Annotated in this window: 15 protein-coding genes and 1 pseudogene; 6 read left to right on the top strand and 10 right to left on the bottom strand. The window is 65.5% G+C overall.

Features of this window, described 5'->3' with window-relative positions:
* The 4 genes and pseudogenes from CH294_RS27820 to CH294_RS11275 all read right to left on the bottom strand — a co-directional run.
* Positions 1-132: pseudogene (locus CH294_RS27820) on the bottom strand (citrate synthase); the annotation flags it as partial.
* A 42-nt stretch (positions 133-174) separates the two neighbouring features.
* A complete protein-coding gene (locus tag CH294_RS11285; RefSeq protein ID WP_094737984.1) occupies positions 175-1,680 on the bottom strand; it encodes a carboxyl transferase domain-containing protein in 1,506 nt (501 codons plus the stop codon).
* Complete coding sequence (locus tag CH294_RS11280; RefSeq protein WP_094737983.1) at positions 1,677-2,876, bottom strand: CoA transferase; 1,200 nt, start codon at positions 2,874-2,876, stop codon at positions 1,677-1,679. The genes CH294_RS11285 and CH294_RS11280 overlap by 4 nt, the downstream gene beginning before the upstream one ends.
* Positions 2,877-3,094: 218 nt before the next feature.
* A complete protein-coding gene (locus CH294_RS11275) occupies positions 3,095-4,465 on the bottom strand; it encodes an SLC13 family permease (RefSeq protein WP_032405111.1) in 1,371 nt (456 codons plus the stop codon).
* Between the two features lie 194 nt (positions 4,466-4,659).
* Here CH294_RS11275 and CH294_RS11270 point away from each other — a divergent pair, with 194 nt between their 5' ends.
* The 6 genes from CH294_RS11270 to CH294_RS11245 all read left to right on the top strand — a co-directional run bounded on the left by CH294_RS11270 (position 4,660) and on the right by CH294_RS11245 (position 12,466).
* A complete protein-coding gene (locus CH294_RS11270) occupies positions 4,660-5,358 on the top strand; it encodes a FadR/GntR family transcriptional regulator (protein ID WP_032405110.1) in 699 nt (232 codons plus the stop codon).
* Positions 5,359-5,535: 177 nt separating this feature from the next.
* Entirely contained in the window at positions 5,536-6,696 is a 1,161-nt protein-coding gene (locus tag CH294_RS11265) for an acyl-CoA dehydrogenase family protein (RefSeq protein ID WP_094737982.1), read from the top strand.
* A 13-nt stretch (positions 6,697-6,709) separates the two neighbouring features.
* Positions 6,710-7,918, top strand: a complete 1,209-nt coding sequence (locus tag CH294_RS11260) for an acetyl-CoA C-acetyltransferase (protein WP_094737981.1) — start codon at positions 6,710-6,712, stop codon at positions 7,916-7,918.
* Positions 7,919-7,953: 35 nt separating this feature from the next.
* Positions 7,954-10,128 carry a 3-hydroxyacyl-CoA dehydrogenase NAD-binding domain-containing protein gene (locus CH294_RS11255; RefSeq protein ID WP_094737990.1) on the top strand — a complete coding sequence of 725 codons (2,175 nt, stop codon included), beginning with the start codon at positions 7,954-7,956 and terminating at the stop codon, positions 10,126-10,128.
* A gap of 28 nt (positions 10,129-10,156) precedes the next feature.
* Positions 10,157-10,786: a helix-turn-helix domain-containing protein gene (locus tag CH294_RS11250; RefSeq protein WP_329955199.1), complete on the top strand. Its 630-nt coding sequence runs from the start codon at positions 10,157-10,159 to the stop codon at positions 10,784-10,786.
* A gap of 132 nt (positions 10,787-10,918) precedes the next feature.
* The gene (locus CH294_RS11245) at positions 10,919-12,466 is read left to right on the top strand and encodes a long-chain fatty acid--CoA ligase (protein ID WP_032405106.1); all 1,548 of its coding nucleotides are present in this window, start codon (positions 10,919-10,921) and stop codon (positions 12,464-12,466) included.
* A 55-nt stretch (positions 12,467-12,521) separates the two neighbouring features.
* Here CH294_RS11245 and CH294_RS11240 read toward each other — a convergent pair whose 3' ends face one another.
* From CH294_RS11240 to CH294_RS11220, 6 genes are read right to left on the bottom strand one after another with little or no spacing between them, the layout of a single operon-like run.
* Positions 12,522-13,160: an MFS transporter gene (locus CH294_RS11240; RefSeq protein ID WP_249305236.1), complete on the bottom strand. Its 639-nt coding sequence runs from the start codon at positions 13,158-13,160 to the stop codon at positions 12,522-12,524.
* A gap of 23 nt (positions 13,161-13,183) precedes the next feature.
* A complete protein-coding gene (locus tag CH294_RS27815; RefSeq protein ID WP_249305232.1) occupies positions 13,184-13,720 on the bottom strand; it encodes a hypothetical protein in 537 nt (178 codons plus the stop codon).
* A 3-nt stretch (positions 13,721-13,723) separates the two neighbouring features.
* Positions 13,724-14,386: a class II aldolase/adducin family protein gene (locus tag CH294_RS11235; RefSeq protein WP_094737980.1), complete on the bottom strand. Its 663-nt coding sequence runs from the start codon at positions 14,384-14,386 to the stop codon at positions 13,724-13,726.
* Positions 14,386-15,321, bottom strand: a complete 936-nt coding sequence (locus tag CH294_RS11230; RefSeq protein WP_094737979.1) for a PfkB family carbohydrate kinase — start codon at positions 15,319-15,321, stop codon at positions 14,386-14,388. The genes CH294_RS11235 and CH294_RS11230 overlap by 1 nt, the downstream gene beginning before the upstream one ends.
* Positions 15,318-15,797: an SRPBCC family protein gene (locus CH294_RS11225; RefSeq protein ID WP_094703608.1), complete on the bottom strand. Its 480-nt coding sequence runs from the start codon at positions 15,795-15,797 to the stop codon at positions 15,318-15,320. Before CH294_RS11225 ends, CH294_RS11230 begins: the two co-directional genes overlap by 4 nt.
* The gene (locus CH294_RS11220) at positions 15,779-17,206 is read right to left on the bottom strand and encodes an FAD-dependent oxidoreductase (RefSeq protein WP_094737978.1); all 1,428 of its coding nucleotides are present in this window, start codon (positions 17,204-17,206) and stop codon (positions 15,779-15,781) included. The genes CH294_RS11225 and CH294_RS11220 overlap by 19 nt, the downstream gene beginning before the upstream one ends.
* Between the last annotated feature and the right edge of the window lie 110 nt (positions 17,207-17,316).

The raw sequence follows: 17,316 nt of genomic DNA, 5'->3' as shown, positions 1-17,316 counted from the left end.
GCCGCGGTAGCGCAGTGCGCCGCCGTCCTTGTCGGGTTCGGCGATGTCGGAGGTGAACGCGACGACACCTTCGAGACCGGAGACGAAATCCTCGGGAACTGTCGAGTTCGACTCCGCGATCGTGGCGGTCATGGTTGTCTCGTTTCGTGGAGGGTGGTCGGTCCGGGCGGGTTGTCAGGCTGAGGCAGTAGCCGCGAAACCGATTCGATTGAAGCGCTTTTCGCGGGCGATCATGCGCATCGACGGATCCTGAGCGATCAGGTCGGCGAGCTCCCGGTGCAGGACGGCACCCACCCGGTCACAGAACTGCTGCGATTCGTCTGCCGCGTCGGGCAATTCGGGAATGATGATGTCGACGACGCCTGCGCGGTAGAGATCGAGGGAGCGCACTCCCTGCTTGGTGGCCATCTCGGCCGCATGCGCAGTGTCCCGATGCACGATGGCCGACGCGCCCTCGGGCGGCAGCGGCGACAGCCATGCGTGCTGGGCTGCCAGAACACGGTCCGCCGGCACCAGCGCGAGTGCGCCTCCGCCGGTTCCCTGACCCAAAAGCAATGACAGCGTGGGCGTTTCGAGGTCGACCATATCGGCGATGCAGCGGGCGATCTCTCCCGCCAGGCCACCCTCCTCGGCCTCCTTCGACAGCGCGGCACCAGCGGTATCGATGACGGTGACGAGCGGTAGCTTCAGATCCTGCGCCAGACGCATTCCGCGTCGAGCCTCGCGGAGCGCCGCGGGACCGAGCGGAGTCTTGGTCGTCTGACCCCGGCGGTCCTGCCCGAGGAGAACACACGGCATGTCGCCGAACCGGACGAGCGCGAGAATCAGACCCGGGTCCGACTCACCCTGACCGGTGCCGTTGAGCGGCAACACATCTGCCGCGGTGCTGAACAGCAATTCGCGTACACCGGGGCGGTCGCTTCGGCGGGAAGCCAGGATCGACGTCCACGCGGGCACGTCCTCGATCTTCCACTCCAGCGCTTCGACGCTGCGCGGGCGGTACGACGGGATGTCGGTCATGATCCGCAACGCCCGATCGACGATCTCGCCGAGCTGCTCGGGTGGTCGGATGGCGTCGATGAGTCCGTGCGCCTGAAGATTCTCCGACGTCTGCACACCGGTGGGGAACTTCGCGTCGTACAGCGCCTCGTAGACGCGGGGCCCGAGGAAACCGACGAGGGCACCGGGCTCGGCGACGGTGACGTGCCCGAGCGAACCCCAGGATGCGAAGACGCCACCGGTGGTGGGGTGTCGCAGGTACACGATGTACGGCAGGTTCGCCGCCTTGTGCGCGGTGATCGCCGCGGTGATCTTGACCATTTGCAAGAACGCGACTGTGCCCTCCTGCATGCGGGTTCCGCCGGAGGTCGGCAGCGCCAGCAGCGGTAGGCGCTCGTCGGTCGATCGGTGAACCGCGTTGACCAGCCGCTCGCCCGCCGCAACACCGATCGAGCCGGCCAGGAAGGCGAACTCCCCGAGCAGAATGGCCACCTTGCGGCCGCGGATGGTGGCGGAGCCGGTGAGTACGGACTCGTCCAATCCGGTCTTCTCGCGGGCCGCGGCGAGTTCGCTCGCGTACTCGTCGTCGACGACGTAATCGGCGGTCGGGGTGTCCCAGGAATCGAAACTGTCGGCATCGATCACCAGATCGAGCAGTTCGAGGGCGGTCATTCTGGTCATCGTGTCGCCTCTTTCAGCCATTCGCGGACGAGTTGGTCGTCGGCACCGAGTACCGGCGGTGCCAGGTGGTTGGTTTCGGTGACCTCGGTGCCGTCGGACTCGAAGAAGCGCAGCGGCGGCCCGGGAAGAGTGACCTTGCCGAGCGTTGCGTGCTCGACGTCGACCAGCAGACCTTGAGATTTGGTCTGCTCCCACTCGTACACTTCCTGGATGTTCCGCACTTTGCCTGCGGGAACACCGATCTCGTCGAGGAGAGTCAGCAGCGGCTCGGTCTCGTAGGTGCGGAAGATCTTGGAGACGAGCTCGATGACGTCGTCGCGACTGTCGACCCGCTGCGGGTTGGTGGCCATGCCTTCGAGGTCGGGGTCGATGCCGAAGCCCTCGCAGAACCGGTGCCACAGTCCCTCGCTGCCCACCGAGATCTGCACGGCACCATCGGAGGTCGGAAACAGGCCGTACGGGCAGATCGACGGATGGTGGTTGCCCTGAGCCTTGCCGATCTCGCCGGCGACCGTCCACTTGGTGCCCTGGAAGGCGTGCACTCCGACGACGCTGGCGAGCAACGAGGTGCGGACCACCTTGCCGCGGCCGGTGCGGTCCCGCTCGCGCAGAGCCGCGAGAACTCCGAAAGCTCCGTACATTCCGGCCAGGAGATCTGCGATGGGAACGCCGACCCGCTGGACGTCGTCCGGGCTCGAGCCGGTGAAGGACATCAGCCCCGCCTCACCCTGCGCGATCTGGTCGTATCCGGATCGGCCGCCCTCGGGGCCGTCGTGGCCGAACCCACTGATCGACAGCACCACTGTGCGCGGGTTGATCTCGGCGATCCGCTCGGGCGAGAAGCCGAGACGGTCGAGAACGCCGGTGCGAAAGTTCTCGAGCACGACGTCCGCTCGTTCGATCATGTGCTCCAACGCTTCTCGGCCATCGTCGGTCTTCAGGTCGAGGGCGATGGAGCGCTTGTTGCGGTTGGCCGAGAGGAAGTACGTCGACTCGCGCTCGGCGTCACGCGGAGTGACGAAGGGGGGACCCCAGACTCGGGTGTCGTCGCCGCCCTTCGGAGTTTCGACCTTGATGATGTCGGCACCGAGGTCGCCGAGCATCATCGCCGCGTGTGGGCCGGCCAGAGCGCGGGTCAGATCGACCACCACGGTTCCTTCGAGCGGTCCGGTTCTGCCTGTCGTGTTGAGGGGCATCGAAGTGATCCTTTGCGTCGAAGCGAGGTGTGGGTTGAATCCGAGGGGATTGGATTACTGGGCCAGTGGCCTATCCAATTCCATTGCACCAGCGATTCCTGAAGAAGTCAAGTAACCATTCACGAGTCTTTGCCCAGCTCAGACGCGTGATGGCGGCACGCCGAGGACACGTGCCGCCATCGTTCGAGTACTGCCAGGCCCGAGAACGTGCCGAACGGCTACATCCAGCCGGGGACGACCAGGATGCCCCAGGCGATCAGTGGACCGATGATCACGACCAGCGCGCTGTATTTGAGAATCTGCTTGTAGAACACGTCGCGATCGATGTCCTGGGCGTTGGCGAGCACCAGCGCTCCGTTCGTGGAGAACGGGCTGACGTCGACGATGGTCGAGGCGATGGACAGGGCCACGATGACTCCGATGGCTCCCACTTCACCGGCCAGCAGGAACGGAACGGCCAGCGGGATGGTGACGCCGAGGATCGCCGTGGACGACGCGAACGCCGAGACGATGGCACCGATGTAGCAGAGCAGCAGTGCCACGAGCAGGGGGATGCCGATTCCGGCCACTGCGTCGCCGACGTATTCGACGGTTCCGGCTTCCTGCAGTACCCCGACGAACGTGAGCACGCCGCCGATGAGCAGCACCGTCGACCAGCTGATCTGGTTGATCGCACCCTTCTGGGCCTTGGGCGACGCCAGAGCGAGGATCACAGCGACCGTCATCGAGATGAAGCCGACATCGAGATCGAGTACGAGCGAGAAGATCGCAAGCGATGCCAGGCCGATGAGCGTGAGGATCTGATCGAAGGTGATCGCCTTGACCGCGGTGGCCAGCGGCGGTGCGTTCTCGACGGTGACCGTCTGACCGGACGGCTTGGGAGTCGACGACCCGAACCCGCGCATGACCGTCCGCGAACCTCCGCCGCCGACGCCGCCGGTGTCGCCGTCGGGGCGGGTGCCGTCCTCGTCGTGCACGCTGCGGCCGATGAGCGATCGTCCGCCGAGGAACATGAAGAGCGCAGCCCCGATTGCGGCATTGAAGAGCATGCTGCCGAGGAAGAGTGTGAGCGGACTGTTGACCAGTCCCGCCTTGGCGGCGATGTTGTTGACGGTGACGCCGTAGATGCTGATGGGCGAAAATCCGCCCGCCTGAGCACCGTGGATGACCATCATGCCCATGAGCAGGGCATTGATCTTGTAGCGCGCGGCGAAACCGAGGGCGATGGGGGCCACGATGGCCACGGCAGCGGGCCCGAGCGCTCCGATCGACGTCAGGACGCCGGTGATGCCGAACATCACCCAGGGGATGAGGGCCACTCGGCCGCCGACGAGGCGAACAGCGCCGCGGACCAGGAGGTCGACCGTGCCGTTGTTCTGCGCAATGGCGAAGAGGTACGTGATGCCGACGAGCGTGAGGAACAGGCTGCTCGGGAAGCCGGCGATGATGTCGTCGGCACCCATGCCCACGGCAATAGTTCCGACGAAGAACGCCGCCACGAACCCCAACGCACCCATGTTCACGGGGAACACGGTTGCAGCGAGGAACATGACGACGAGCGCAAGGATGGGTATCAACTCGGTCGACATCGAAGGTCTCCGGTCCGTCTCTGGTAGCACTCGAGCGGTTGCCCGAGATCTTCAGTGGCTAATTGGACTGGCCACTGAGTCAATAGGGACTCAACCAGTGAAGTGGATCACTTGTCAAGCCCGGATGTGTCGGCCGTTACGTACCTTATGACGGCTAGGGTGGAGGTCCAGAGGAACAGAGAGCGAGTGACACAGTGGCTGAGCAAATTCGCCCCGTGACCCGACCACGGCTGTACGAGGTCATCGTCGAACAGCTGTGCAAGCACATCGCCGATCGCGACATGAACCCTGGCGATCGTCTCCCGCCCGAGCGCGAACTTGCCGGCCACCTCGGCGTCAGTCGAGCCTCGCTGAGTCAGGCGCTCGTCGCGCTCGAGGTGCAGGGGATCCTGTCGGTCCGCCACGGCGACGGTGCCGTGCTGGTGCGTCGGCCCGTGGGAGACATGGCAATTCGCGCCCTCCGCGAACATGCCGACCGACTCCCCGAGGTGATCGAAGCCCGCGAGGCACTCGAGGTCAAGCTCGCCGAGCTTGCCGCATCCCGTCGCAGCGAGAGCGAAATGGCGGCGATCGACCACGCCCTGTCCGTGATGGCGTCGGAGATCACCGACGGCGACCGCGGCGACTCGGGAGACGAACTGTTCCACCACGCGATCACCGCAGCGGCGCACTCCCCGCTACTCGCCCGCCTCATGGGGGAAATTGCCGAGTTGATTCGCGAGACTCGAATCGAATCCCTGTCGCAGTCCGACCGTCCGCAGGCCTCCCTCGAAGGCCATCGGCGCATCGCCGAGGCTGTGCGACAACAGGACCCGGCCGAGGCCGGGCGCGCAATGGCAGACCATATTCGGCTCGTCTCGGATGTCGCGCTACTGCGAGCAGGCGACAGCTAGACACTCCGGAAGCGGTCCCCGCCGAACTCGAAGTTGTGGATGAATTCCGACCCGAATCCGTCCATAACTTCGAGTTCGGCAGGGTGGGGAGCATCGTTGGTTGACATCAAGGGCAGCGTCGCGCCATCATTATTGGCACAGCGCCAATAAGTCGGCGCTTCGAGCCAAGGACTTGCCATGACTGCACTCGCAGACCGCACCAGCGACGACCTCGCTACCGAGCTCGCCGATGTGCGCCAGCTCGCCAGAGGATTCTTCGAGAAAGAGGTAGCGCCGCACCGCGAGGAATTCGCGGCAGCCGGACGCCCCAGTCGCCACGTCTACCGCACAGCGGGAAGCCTCGGACTGCTCGGCATGTCGGTGCCCGAGCAGTACGGAGGCGGTGGCGGCGACTTCCGTCACGAGGCGGTGCTGTTCGAGGAGCAGGTCCGAGCGGGCGACACGGCCATGCAGTTGGGCGTGCACAGCGGCATCGTTCCGCACTACATCCTGGCCTACGCGTCCGAGGAGAAGAAGCAGCGCTGGCTGCCGAAGCTGTGCTCTGGCGAGTGGATCGGTGCCATCGCGATGACCGAACCCGGCACCGGCTCGGATCTGCAGGGCATCACCACCCGAGCGGTTCGTGACGGCGACGACTACGTCGTCACCGGCGCAAAGACGTTCATCTCCAATGGAGCCCATTGCGATCTGATCATCATCGCTGCCAAGACCGACCCGTCCGCGGGAGCCCGGGGACTGTCACTGCTCGTCGCCGAGGTGTCCGACGACACCGAGGGATTCCATCGGGGACGAGTGCTGCACAAGATCGGACAGAAGGGCCAGGACACCGCCGAACTGTCTTTCGACGGCCTCCGCATCCCCGCCGCCAACATCCTCGGCGACGCCGAAGGTCGCGGGTTCGCCCAGTTGATGCAGCAACTCCCCCAGGAGCGCCTGATCTGCGGCATCGCCGCCGCAGCGATGATCGACGCAGCCGTCACACAGACCATCGAGTACACCAAGTCGCGCAACGCGTTCGGCAAGACGCTGTTCGACCTGCAGAACACCAAGTTCGAGCTCGCCGAATGCGCCACGATCGGACGCGTCGTGCGAACCTTCGTCGATGATGCTGTGGCGCAACATATCTCCGGAACACTCGACGTCACGACAGCAGCAATGGTCAAGTACTGGACCACCGACCGACAGTTCGAGGTGGTCGACCGTTGCCTGCAGCTCTTCGGCGGCTACGGCTACATGGAGGAATACCCCATCGCCCGCATGTTCGTCGACGGCCGCATCGCCCGCATCTACGCCGGTGCCAACGAAGTCATGAAAGACCTCATTTCCCGCTCGCTTTAGAAAGGCCACCACCATGGAGGCGTTCCTCTACGACGCAGTGCGCAGCCCTCGTGGCCGCGGCAAGAGCTCCGGCTCTCTGCACACCGTCAAACCGGTCGATCTGGCCGCGAACACGTTGTCCACGTTGCTCTCTCGACACTCCCAGCTCGATCCGGCCCTGATCGATGACGTCGTGCTCGGTGTCGTCACCCCGGTCGGCGATCAAGGCTGCGACATCGCCCGAACCGTCGCGATGGTTGCCGGGCTGCCGGACAGTGTCGCCGGCGTTCAGCTCAACCGCTTCTGTGGATCCGGACTCGAAGCCGTCAACACTGCGGCGCAACGTGTTCGGTCCGGATGGGATCGGCTCATCGTCGCCGGTGGCGTCGAATCGATGTCTCGTGTGCCGCTCGGGGCGGACGGCGGCGCATGGCCGTGCGACCCATTGACCAACTACGGCAGCTACTTCGTTCCGCAGGGAGTCAGTGCAGACCTCATCGCGACGATCGAGGGGTTCGATCGCGACGCGGTCGACGCCTATGCCGTGCGTAGTCAGCAACGTGCGGCGCATGCCTGGTCGATGGGCCACTTCGAGAAGTCCGTCATCCCGGTGTTCGACGCCAACGGCCGGCTGATGCTCGATCACGACGAGATCATGCGACCGGAGACAACCACGGCCGATCTCGCTGCCCTGAAACCGTCGTTCGACCGGATGGGCGAGCTCGCCGGGTTCGACGCCGTCGCCATGCAGAAGTACACCGAGGTCGAGCGCATCGACCACGTCCACCATGCCGGCAACTCCTCCGGCATCGTCGACGGCACCGCGATGGTTCTGATCGGATCCGAAGAAGCCGGTCGCGCAGGCGGATTGACCCCGCGCGGACGCGTCGTGGCCGGGGTTGTCGCAGGATCGGATCCGACGCTCATGCTCACCGGTCCGGTTCCGGCCACCCACAAGGTGCTGGCCGCTGCGGGACTCACCCTCGACGACATCGCGGTGTTCGAGGTCAACGAGGCATTCGCCTCGGTGGTGCTCAATTACGCGAAGAAGCTGAACATCGACCACGACCGCATCAACGTCAACGGTGGCGCGATCGCGATGGGCCACCCGTTGGGCGCAACCGGAGCCATGCTCACCGGAATGGCCCTCGACGAACTCGAGCGCCGCGGCGAACGCTACGCACTGATCACGCTGTGCATCGGTGCAGGAATGGGCGTCGCCACCATCATCGAACGCCTGTGATCACCCTGCGAGAGAACAACAACCCGAGGACCTCGATGAACACTGCATGCGACCTGCGGACTCCCACGATCACCGGCGAGATCGGCACCGACCGCGTACTCGTACTGACGATCGACGATCCGACACGGGCCACCAACACGATGAACACCGCGTTCGGCGAGTCGCTCGGACAGGCCGTCGACTGGCTCGAGGCCAACCTCGATGCGTACGACGGCATCATCGTCACCTCGGGGAAGGATTCGTTCTTCTCCGGTGGCGACCTCGAGCTGCTGCGCGACGCCGGTCCGTCCGATCATGCGTTGATCGCCGACGCCCTCGATTTCACCAAGGACAAGTTTCGTCGCCTCGAGCGGCTGGGCAAACCGGTCGTGGCAGCACTCGGCGGCACCGCGCTCGGCGGCGGCTTCGAGATCGCACTGGCCTGTCATCACCGAATCGCACTGAGCCGAAACAATTCTCGATTCGGTTTACCCGAGGTGACGCTCGGTCTACTGCCCGGCACCGGCGGCGTCACCCGAACGGTCAGGATGTTCGGCATCGTCGAGGCTCTGACTCAGGTTGTGGGCCAGGGCCAGCGGTATCGGCCGGCGCAGGCCCTCGAACTCGGACTCGTCGACGAGGTCGTCGACACCCACGAGGAAATGATGGCGAAAGCACGTGCCTGGATCGTCGCCAATCCCGAAGCGCTGCAGCCCTGGGACAAGAAGGGATTCAAGATTCCCGGCGGCACCGCGGCCTCACCCGCGCTGGCCGCGCAGCTGCCTGCCTTCGCGGCAACGGTACGCAAGCAGGTCAAGGGTGCACCCATACCCGCTCCGATCGCGGTGGTTGCTGCGGCCGTGGAAGGTTCGGTTCTCGACTTCGAGTCGGCGTCGCTGGTGGAAACCCGGCACTGCACCTCACTCGCCTGCGGAGCCGTCTCGGGCAACCTGATCCAATCGATGTTCTTCGATCTGGGGTCCATCAGCAAGGGAGGCTCTCGTCCCAGCGCCGAACCACACCGGGTACCCGAGAAGGTGCTGGTGATCGGGGCCGGAATGATGGGTGCCGCCATCGCCCACGTCGTCGCCTCGGCGAAGGTTCCCGTAGTGCTTCGCGATATCTCGATCGAATCCGCCGAGCGCGGAAAGGATTACGCGCGTTCGATTCTCGGCAAGGCCGTCACGAAGGGACGCACGACCCAGGCCGACGCCGATGCGGTGCTCGCGCTCATCACGACCACCTCCGACGCGGCCGACGCCGAGGGATGCGATCTCGTCGTCGAGGCCGTCTTCGAGGATCCCGCCGTCAAGCAGCAGGCCTTCGAAGATGTGGACAAGTACCTCACCGCCGACGCACTACTGTGCTCGAACACCTCGACGCTTCCGATCACCCAACTGTCCCAGGGAGTCTCGCGTACCTCCGACTTCATCGGCACGCACTTCTTCTCCCCGGTGGACAAGATGCCCTTGGTGGAAATCGTGGTGGGCGAACACACCAGTGATTCCGCTCTGGCTCGCGCGTTCGACTTCGTACGGCTCATCGGCAAGACGCCGATCGTGGTCGGCGACAGTCACGGCTTCTTCACCACTCGGGTCATCGGCAGATTCATGGACGAGGCGATCTCGCTGGTCGCCGAGGGTGTACACCCGGCCACGGTGGAACAGGCTGCACTGCAGGCCGGCTACCCGTCCGGCGCGCTCGCACTGATGGACGAGATTTCGTTGACTCTGTCGCGCCACATCCGAGAGGGCATGGCCGAGGCCGCCCGCGCCGACGGACGAGGGTGGATCGTCTCGAAGTCCTACCCGCTGGTCGATCGCCTGATCGACGAGTTCGATCGCCCGGGCCGCAAGGCGGGACGTGGGTTCTACGAGTACTCCGAGGACGGCACCAAGCTCGGACTGTGGCCAGGCCTGGTGGAGCACTACCACCGACCCGATCACGGAATCTCGTTCGAGGACATGATGGATCGTATGCTCGTCGCGCAATCTCTCGATTCGATCGCGTGCCTCGACGAGGGTGTCCTGCGTACGGTCGCCGATGCGAACATCGGTTCCATTCTCGGCATCGGGTACCCGGCCTGGACCGGAGGTGTGCTGCAGTTCGTCAATCAGTTCGACGGCGGTCTCCCCGGATTCACGCGGCGGGCCGACGAACTGCGGGCACGGTACGGCGATCGGTTCGTCGTGCCGAGGTCGCTGCGCGCACGCACCGAGCGGTACCTCTGACGCGTCGCGGCATCGGTTCGGTGCGATCATGAGAACCATGCCGGCCTCGAGCGCACCCAAGTGGAATCGTTTGGAACCGGACGAGCGACGCACGCAGATCCTGGCCAGCGCGGTTCGCTTGTTCGGAGACAAGCCCTATGCCGAGGTGTCGATGTCGGACGTCGCCGCCTCGGCCGGGGTGGCCCGCGGACTCATCCACCACTACATCGGCAGCAAACGCGATGTGTACCTCGAGTGCGTTCGCTTTCTGGTCACCGTTCCGCCCATCGAGGACGTACACCTGCCCACGGGTTCGCTCGAGGAACGAGCCCGCGGCAGCGTCCACTGGCTGGTCGGCGTAATCGAAACCCACGGTACGGCGTGGGTGTCGATGGCCAGCGGATCGGGCGTCGACGAGCAGGTGGCACAGATTCTGGACGAGGCCGACGATCTTGCGGCCGAACGAGTCTTGGACGCAACGGCATTCGAAGGCAGAGGCGGTGACCGTCGAATCGCGACCTCCGCGGTGCGGGCGTTCGGTGGCATGGTGAAGGCTGCGGGCCGTGAATGGCTCGTGCGCGGCACGCTGAACCGGGAGCAGGTCGAGACCCTGTTGACCGATGTACTCGTGACGGTTCTCGGTACCGTCGACGCCATGGACGACTCCCGGGAACGTTAGCCAGACAACCATTTTCGCGGACTGTCGACACCCGTCGAGCCATGCGTTCACTATTGACACCGTGCCAACAAGGTGGAACTGTGACGGTATTCACCCGGGCACCCTCGCCCCCTCTCGCACAAGGGACTCGATATGTATCTCACCCAAGGCCTGCATCGCTCTGCGGCGACAACTCCGAACCGGGCCGCGACGGTGTTCGGCGACCGCACTCGGACTTTCACCGAACAGATCGACAGAGTGGCAAGACTGGCGGCAGGCCTGCACTCCATCGGCGTGGAGTCCGGCGATCGAGTTGCGATGCTGGCGTTCAACAGTGACCGATACTCCGAATACCTGCTCGCGGTGCCGTGGGCAGACGCCGTGCTCAACCCCGTCAACATCCGGTGGTCGCCTGTGGAGGTCGCGTACGCGCTCAACGACTCCGACACCAAGGTCCTGCTGGTCGACGACACCTTCGGTGCCATGGTCCCGGCACTGCGCCCCGCATGCGCCGGCCTGCAGACCATCGTCTACTGCGGGGACGGTGCCACCCCCGAGGGCATGGTCTCGTACGAGGACCTCGTCGCATCCCACGATCCCGTTCCCGACGCGCGACGCAGCGGCGACGCCCTTGCCGGCCTCTTCTACACCGGTGGCACCACCGGCTTCCCCAAGGGCGTCATGCTCTCGCATGCGAACCTCGTCACCTCGGGCCTGGGAACGGTGGCGACCGGACAGCTGCTCGACGACGCATCGATCCTGCTCCATGCCGCACCGATGTTCCACCTCGCCGATCTGGCCGCATGGGTGGGTCAGGTCATGCTCGGCGGCACCCACGTCATGGTTCCGTTCTTCGAGCCGACCGCCGTCCTCGGCGCGATCGCGAAGCACTCCATCACCGATGTGCTGCTGGTACCGACAATGATTCAGCTTCTCGTCGACCACCCCACGTTGAGCGAGTTCGACACCTCCTCGCTCAGCCGCGTGCTGTACGGAGGATCCCCCATCTCCGCCGGCGTCCTCGAGCGCACCCTCGCTCGGCTCCCGCAGGCCCGCCTCACTCAGGCCTACGGCATGACCGAGCTGGCACCGGTCGCGTCGCTGCTCTGGCCGGAACACCATGTGGGAGAACGCATCGGCTCGGCCGGTCGCGCGGCCCCACACTCGGAGATCCGGATTCTGGGCCCCGACGACGAGCAGTTGCCCACCGGCTCGGTCGGCGAGATCTGCGTTCGCGGTGGACACGTGATGCTCGGCTATTGGAACAAGCCGGAGGAGACGGCAGCGGCCGTTCGCGACGGGTGGATGCACACCGGCGATGTCGGCTACCTCGACGCCGACGGATTCCTGTTCGTGGTCGATCGACTCAAGGACATGATCATCACCGGCGGCGAGAACGTCTACAGCGCCGAGGTGGAAAGCGCACTGAGCCTGCACCCCTCGGTGCTGGCCTGCGCCGTGATCGGTGTTCCCGACGGCGACTGGGGCGAGCGCGTCCACGCCTGTGTCGTGCTGGCCGAGGGCACGTCGCCGACGGTCGACGAACTCCGCGATCACACCCGCAGCTACGTTGCCGGTTACAAGACCCCGCGCACCATCGAGTTCGTCACCGCACTGCCCATGAGCGGAGCGGGCAAGATCCTCAAGCGCGAACTGCGGGACGCGCACGTGGCGAAAGACGCTCTCGGAGCGTCCCTGTAACCACTCGGGTCGCCGATAGACCGAGTGTCAGGGCTGCGCCACCGCCGCCGAGCGATCAGCGCACCGATTTCACCTGCCATGTCACCGCTGCCCCGAGTGCGGCCAGCACCCCCACCGCCGCGAACAGCGCCGGGTATCCACCGACGGTGGAGAGAAACACACTCGCGAGCAGCGGAGCCATGGCAGGTGGAACGATCGCCCCGATGTTCATCACGCCCAGATCGGTCGCCCGACTCTCGGCGGACGGAAGGACCCCGGTCACCAGCGCCTGATCAACGGCCATGTACGCGCCGAATCCGCCGCCCAGCAACGCGGCCGAGACGAACGTGGCGTCCATCGTGGGATGTACCGCCAGGACGAAGCCGGCGACGGCTTGCATCGATGCCGCGACCGCCACGAAGATCTTGCGGCGACGCATCCTGTCCGACAACGGACCGAAGGTGAAGGTACACACCACACAGGCGATCAGGTAGACGACGGTGACCTCGAGCAGCGATCCCGTCGGATCGGTCACTCGAAGGCCGTCGGTGAGGAAGAACAGCAAGTAGCAGGTCCCGAGCGAGTTGGCCCCGTTGACCAGGATTCGACCCCCGAAGGCCCACGCGAAGTCGCGGTGACGCAACGAATCGAGCAGTGATGCCACGATGCTGCGCAGGCTCAACAGCGCTGTCGGTGAATCGGTTTCGCGATACATCAGCAGAAACGGCACCGCGCAGATCACCAGGGCGATCGCCACGGCGAGGTACCCGCCCAGTACCGACAGGGCGAGTGTGGACACCAGCGCCAGGCCCGCCACCACGCCCAGCGCCTGCGGCGCATAGATCGCACTCGACACCGTTCCGCGCTGCTCGTCCGGCACGCGGTCGACACCACGGCCGTCAACCCTGCTGTTGCAGCACTCAATCCGAGCATCGCCACCGACCACGCCGTCCCGATTCCGAGAACGGTACTTTGCAGCCCGGTGACCACCAACGCACCGGCGAAGAACAGGACGCCGCCGCCGAACCAGACGCGCCGTCGCCCCAACCTGCTGCGAGTGCGATCGCACAGCGATCCGCACACGGGTAGACCGATCAGGAGCACCACGGCAGAGACCGCGTTGATCACGGCGAAGTCGAACACCTTCGATTGCGGATCGATCTGTTGCAACCGCTCGGGCAGAAGCAGCTGCAGTGGAACCAGATCGGCCATCCAATAGCCCAGCCACGCCACGGAGAACACGGCAATCCAGAGCGGGCGCACCCGGGTGGTCATCGGTCAGTCTCTTCGCACGGATGCCGCGGTTCCGTATGCACGGCGCACCACCTCGTCCAAGGTTGCCGCCAGTTGTGCGTCGGTGAGAGCACGTGGGCGCGCCACCGACGCAGCCGATAGGTATATCCCGCACAGCCATTCGAGCAGTTCTGTGTTCGACAGCGCCGAAGCGAGGTCGTGACCGCTGGCCACCGAACCGTGGTGGGCCATGATCACCGCCGATTTCGACGCGATCGCCGCCACCACCGAACGTGCGAGCTCGCCGGTGCCGAACGGCGCGAACGGCACAACCGGGACGGTACCGCCGAGAGCGAGCTGCGCGTAGTGCACCGGCGGCAGTTCGTCGGTGACGAGCGAAAGTGCCACTGCCGCAGAAGAATGCGTGTGGACCACCGCGCGCGCGTCGCTCGCCTCGTAGATGCCCAGGTGCAAGCCCAGTTCCGATGTCGGCTCGTGTGCACCCGCACTCACGACGCCGTCCATCCCGACGAGCGTGACGTCCTCGATCGTGGCGTCGGCCAATACGAGACCGGTCGCCGTCACCGCCACCACGTCGCCGACACGGGCGCTCACGTTGCCTGCAGTTCCGAGGACCAGGCCCCGTCGGCCCAGTTTCCGGGCGGCCTCGGCGACGGACTCTCGGAGTTCGTCCACGTCGGCCGGCATCAGATGGTCCTGCAGGTGCGGGCGAACTTCCGAACGACCTCGAGGTCGTAGGCCCCGAAGTCGGTACCGAGACCCTGCGCGGCGTGCGCGGCGGTCGCGTTGCCCAACTCCGCTGACTCGACGACGCTCATGCTCAGCGACAGGCCACGAACGAACCCTGCCGAGAACGCATCTCCGCATCCACTGGTATCCACCACGTCCACGGCGTACGTGGAAACTTCGACAGCGTCGTCGGCCGTCACGACGAGTGTGGGCGACGCCCCGGCAGTGGCGACGACGCAGGACGCACCGAGTTCGAGCAGTCGGCGGCACCCCTCCTCGAGGGTCGCACAGCCGGTCCAGCCGAGGACCTGCTCGTCGTTCGGCAGCAGGTAGTCGACGTACGGGAGTGCGGGCGCGAAAGCACCGAGGCCCTCGGGGACGGACGGTGCCAGACTGTCGACGGTGACGACGACACCGTCCTCGTGAGCGCGGCGAGCGATGTCGCGCGCGGTCTCCGGTCCGAAGAACTCGGGTCCGCCGAGATGCAGGAAGTCGACGTTGTGAAACATGTTCCACGGAACATGCTGAGCCAGATAGCCGTTGGCTCCGATCACGTGCAGAGCCGGCCGGGATCCGTCCGGCCTGATCGGCAACACCGACGCCGAGGTCTGCACCCCGTCCAGACGATGAACCAGGGAGACGTCCACTCCGTCGTCGGCGAGGAGTTGGAGTAGAAACGTGCCGGCCGAATCACTTCCGACGACTCCCGCGGTGTGGACCGCGGCACCCAGCCGGGACAGCACCAGCGCCGTTCCCGCGGCGGTTCCCGCGGCCGACATCGCGATCTGCTCGGCCAGTACGGCCTGCTGCCCGTCCGGAATCTCGGTCACCGGCCGCACCAGAGTGTCGAGGATGTGCACACCCAAGGTGAGCACCTCCGGCGGTACTCTCATCGGATCGAATCCGCTCGCTCGGAGAGGAGGATGGCCTCCAGAGTGCACATGGAAACGTCGAATCGCGCGGACATCCCGGCAGTGGCGACAGGCCGCACCAGGCGTCCCGCCCAGCTCGGGGAGACGTCGAACCAGAATTCGAAGGTCATCGCCGTAGAGGTACCGCCACTGAGCGGCGCGAAGCGAAATACGTTCGCCACGTTGGTGAGCGGCGCAAAGCCCTGCCCCGAATCCACTCGCAGTCGATTCGCTTCCAGCTGCCGGACGGTCCAGGTGGCGTGAGTGGTGAAACGGCCGAGCGCTGCCACCTCCTCGGTGTAGACACCGCCCGTGCGTGCAGTGCCGTGATGGGTGGTGACCGACCGGACGTCGGTGACCCACTCCGCATAACGACTGGTGTCACTGGTCAGTGCCCACACCTCTTCCGGGCTCACCGAAAGTGTGCGATGGGCCGAAACTACGAAGCGTTGTTCCACGAGAGTTCTCCTTCGGTCGACAGTATTTCTGCTGCTGCGTGTTCACCCGACCGCACGGCGCCGTCCATGTATCCGTTCCAGTAGTCGGAGTGTTCGGCACCTGCCCAATGCACTCGTCCGAACACGGTGTCTCGCCACCGGCCGAGCTCGGTCAGCACTCCGGGGGCAAGCACCGCGGTGGGCCCGCCGCGGGTCCATTGCTCGCGAGTCCAGTCCAGCTCGATCCATTCGGTCGGTTCCAGGGCGCGCGGCCCCACCGCTGAAGCGAATGCGCGAAGAACCTCGCCGCGTCGTTCGGCGTCGTTACCGTCCGACCAGTTACGGCCGCCCCGGTGGCGAGCACCCCAGGTGCCGACGAATCCCATCAGTACTCCCTGACTTCCGTCGGGCGGCGAGTTGTCGAACATCGAGGACACCGGAATGGCGCTGTCGCGAAAGAGGGCTTGCCCGGAGAGCCCACTCGCGCGCCAGAACGGTTCGGGGTACACGGCCTCGCACTTGGCCAGGCCACCGAAGTTCATCCGCTGGAACAGCGCCTCCTGGGCTGCGGGAAGTGTTGGACTCCAGTCGATTCGGGCGGCCAGAGCCGGAGGAATCGCGACGACGACCGATCCGGCGATCCACGATTCGGTATCGGTCCGTACCACCACTCGATCCGGATACTGCTCCACCCGGCGCACCGGGTTGTCGAGCCGGACGGCGTCACCGAGCTGCTCGGCCAGTGCGATCGAGATCGCCTGGGAGCCACCGACGAAGCGCCATTGTTGCGCTCCCCCAGCCACACTCATCAATCGGTCCACCGTGCCGGGGGTGTACTCGTTACCCGCCCCGGCCACGTACGCCAAGCCGAAGAGCGCGGACACGTCGGCGGCCGTGCCGCCGAACACCGAGCCGAGCAGGATGTCGAGTAGCTCCACTCCACCGTCGGTGGCCGCGTGGCGACGAGCCCAGGTGGCCAGAGTTTGGGTGTCCCACTCGTGCGCACGGGGTGCATCCCACGGTCTGTCCACGGGAATCTGCTTGGCGGCTCGATCCATTCGTGCAACGAGCATCCCGACGTCGGGTAGCGAGAGGGGGTCGGGTGGGACACCACCGGCGAAGCGTCGGGCGCGTCCGTTCTTGACGTAGACGCTCGATCCGATGTCGTGGGCAGGAAACGTGGCGACGCCGACCGAGGCGGCAAGGCGAAGGATGTGATCCTGCGTCGGACCGACGAACTGCCCACCGGTCTCGACCACAGCGTCTCTGCCGATCGTGTGGTTGATCGTCCTCCCGCCGACCCGATCTCGGGCTTCGAGAACCTGGACGGTCAGGCCCGCTGCTGTCAGCTCTCTGGCGGCGGTCAGACCCGCGAGCCCTGCGCCGACGACCACTATGTCCACACGCGAGGCTTCCGGAATGTCGGTCATGGGTGCTCCTTTTCAGGGCTGTTCGATGTAGCGGCGACAGTAGCTCAATATTGGCCACTAGGCCAGGATTGACCGAAATCGCCTGCTGGAAGGCACTGCGATGGGGGCAG

The sequence above is a fragment of the Rhodococcus sp. 14-2483-1-1 genome (assembly GCF_002259335.1).
Classification (GTDB): Bacteria; Actinomycetota; Actinomycetes; order Mycobacteriales; family Mycobacteriaceae; genus Rhodococcoides.
The sequence above is the reverse complement of the archived record's forward strand: the minus strand, read 5'-3'. Positions and strand labels throughout refer to the sequence as shown.

What these genes read in the sequence shown, in the direction of transcription:
- CH294_RS11285 (WP_094737984.1), bottom strand. Translation starts at nt 1,680, where the DNA reads ATGACCAGAATGACCGCCCTCGAACTGCTCGATCTGGTGATCGATGCC.
- CH294_RS11280 (WP_094737983.1), bottom strand. Translation starts at nt 2,876, where the DNA reads ATGCCCCTCAACACGACAGGCAGAACCGGACCGCTCGAAGGAACCGTG.
- CH294_RS11275 (WP_032405111.1), bottom strand. Translation starts at nt 4,465, where the DNA reads ATGTCGACCGAGTTGATACCCATCCTTGCGCTCGTCGTCATGTTCCTC.
- CH294_RS11265 (WP_094737982.1), top strand. Translation starts at nt 5,536, where the DNA reads ATGACTGCACTCGCAGACCGCACCAGCGACGACCTCGCTACCGAGCTC.
- CH294_RS11260 (WP_094737981.1), top strand. Translation starts at nt 6,710, where the DNA reads ATGGAGGCGTTCCTCTACGACGCAGTGCGCAGCCCTCGTGGCCGCGGC.
- CH294_RS11255 (WP_094737990.1), top strand. Translation starts at nt 7,954, where the DNA reads ATGAACACTGCATGCGACCTGCGGACTCCCACGATCACCGGCGAGATC.
- CH294_RS11250 (WP_329955199.1), top strand. Translation starts at nt 10,157, where the DNA reads ATGAGAACCATGCCGGCCTCGAGCGCACCCAAGTGGAATCGTTTGGAA.
- CH294_RS11245 (WP_032405106.1), top strand. Translation starts at nt 10,919, where the DNA reads ATGTATCTCACCCAAGGCCTGCATCGCTCTGCGGCGACAACTCCGAAC.
- CH294_RS11240 (WP_249305236.1), bottom strand. Translation starts at nt 13,160, where the DNA reads ATGTATCGCGAAACCGATTCACCGACAGCGCTGTTGAGCCTGCGCAGC.
- CH294_RS27815 (WP_249305232.1), bottom strand. Translation starts at nt 13,720, where the DNA reads ATGACCACCCGGGTGCGCCCGCTCTGGATTGCCGTGTTCTCCGTGGCG.
- CH294_RS11235 (WP_094737980.1), bottom strand. Translation starts at nt 14,386, where the DNA reads ATGCCGGCCGACGTGGACGAACTCCGAGAGTCCGTCGCCGAGGCCGCC.
- CH294_RS11230 (WP_094737979.1), bottom strand. Translation starts at nt 15,321, where the DNA reads ATGAGAGTACCGCCGGAGGTGCTCACCTTGGGTGTGCACATCCTCGAC.
- CH294_RS11220 (WP_094737978.1), bottom strand. Translation starts at nt 17,206, where the DNA reads ATGACCGACATTCCGGAAGCCTCGCGTGTGGACATAGTGGTCGTCGGC.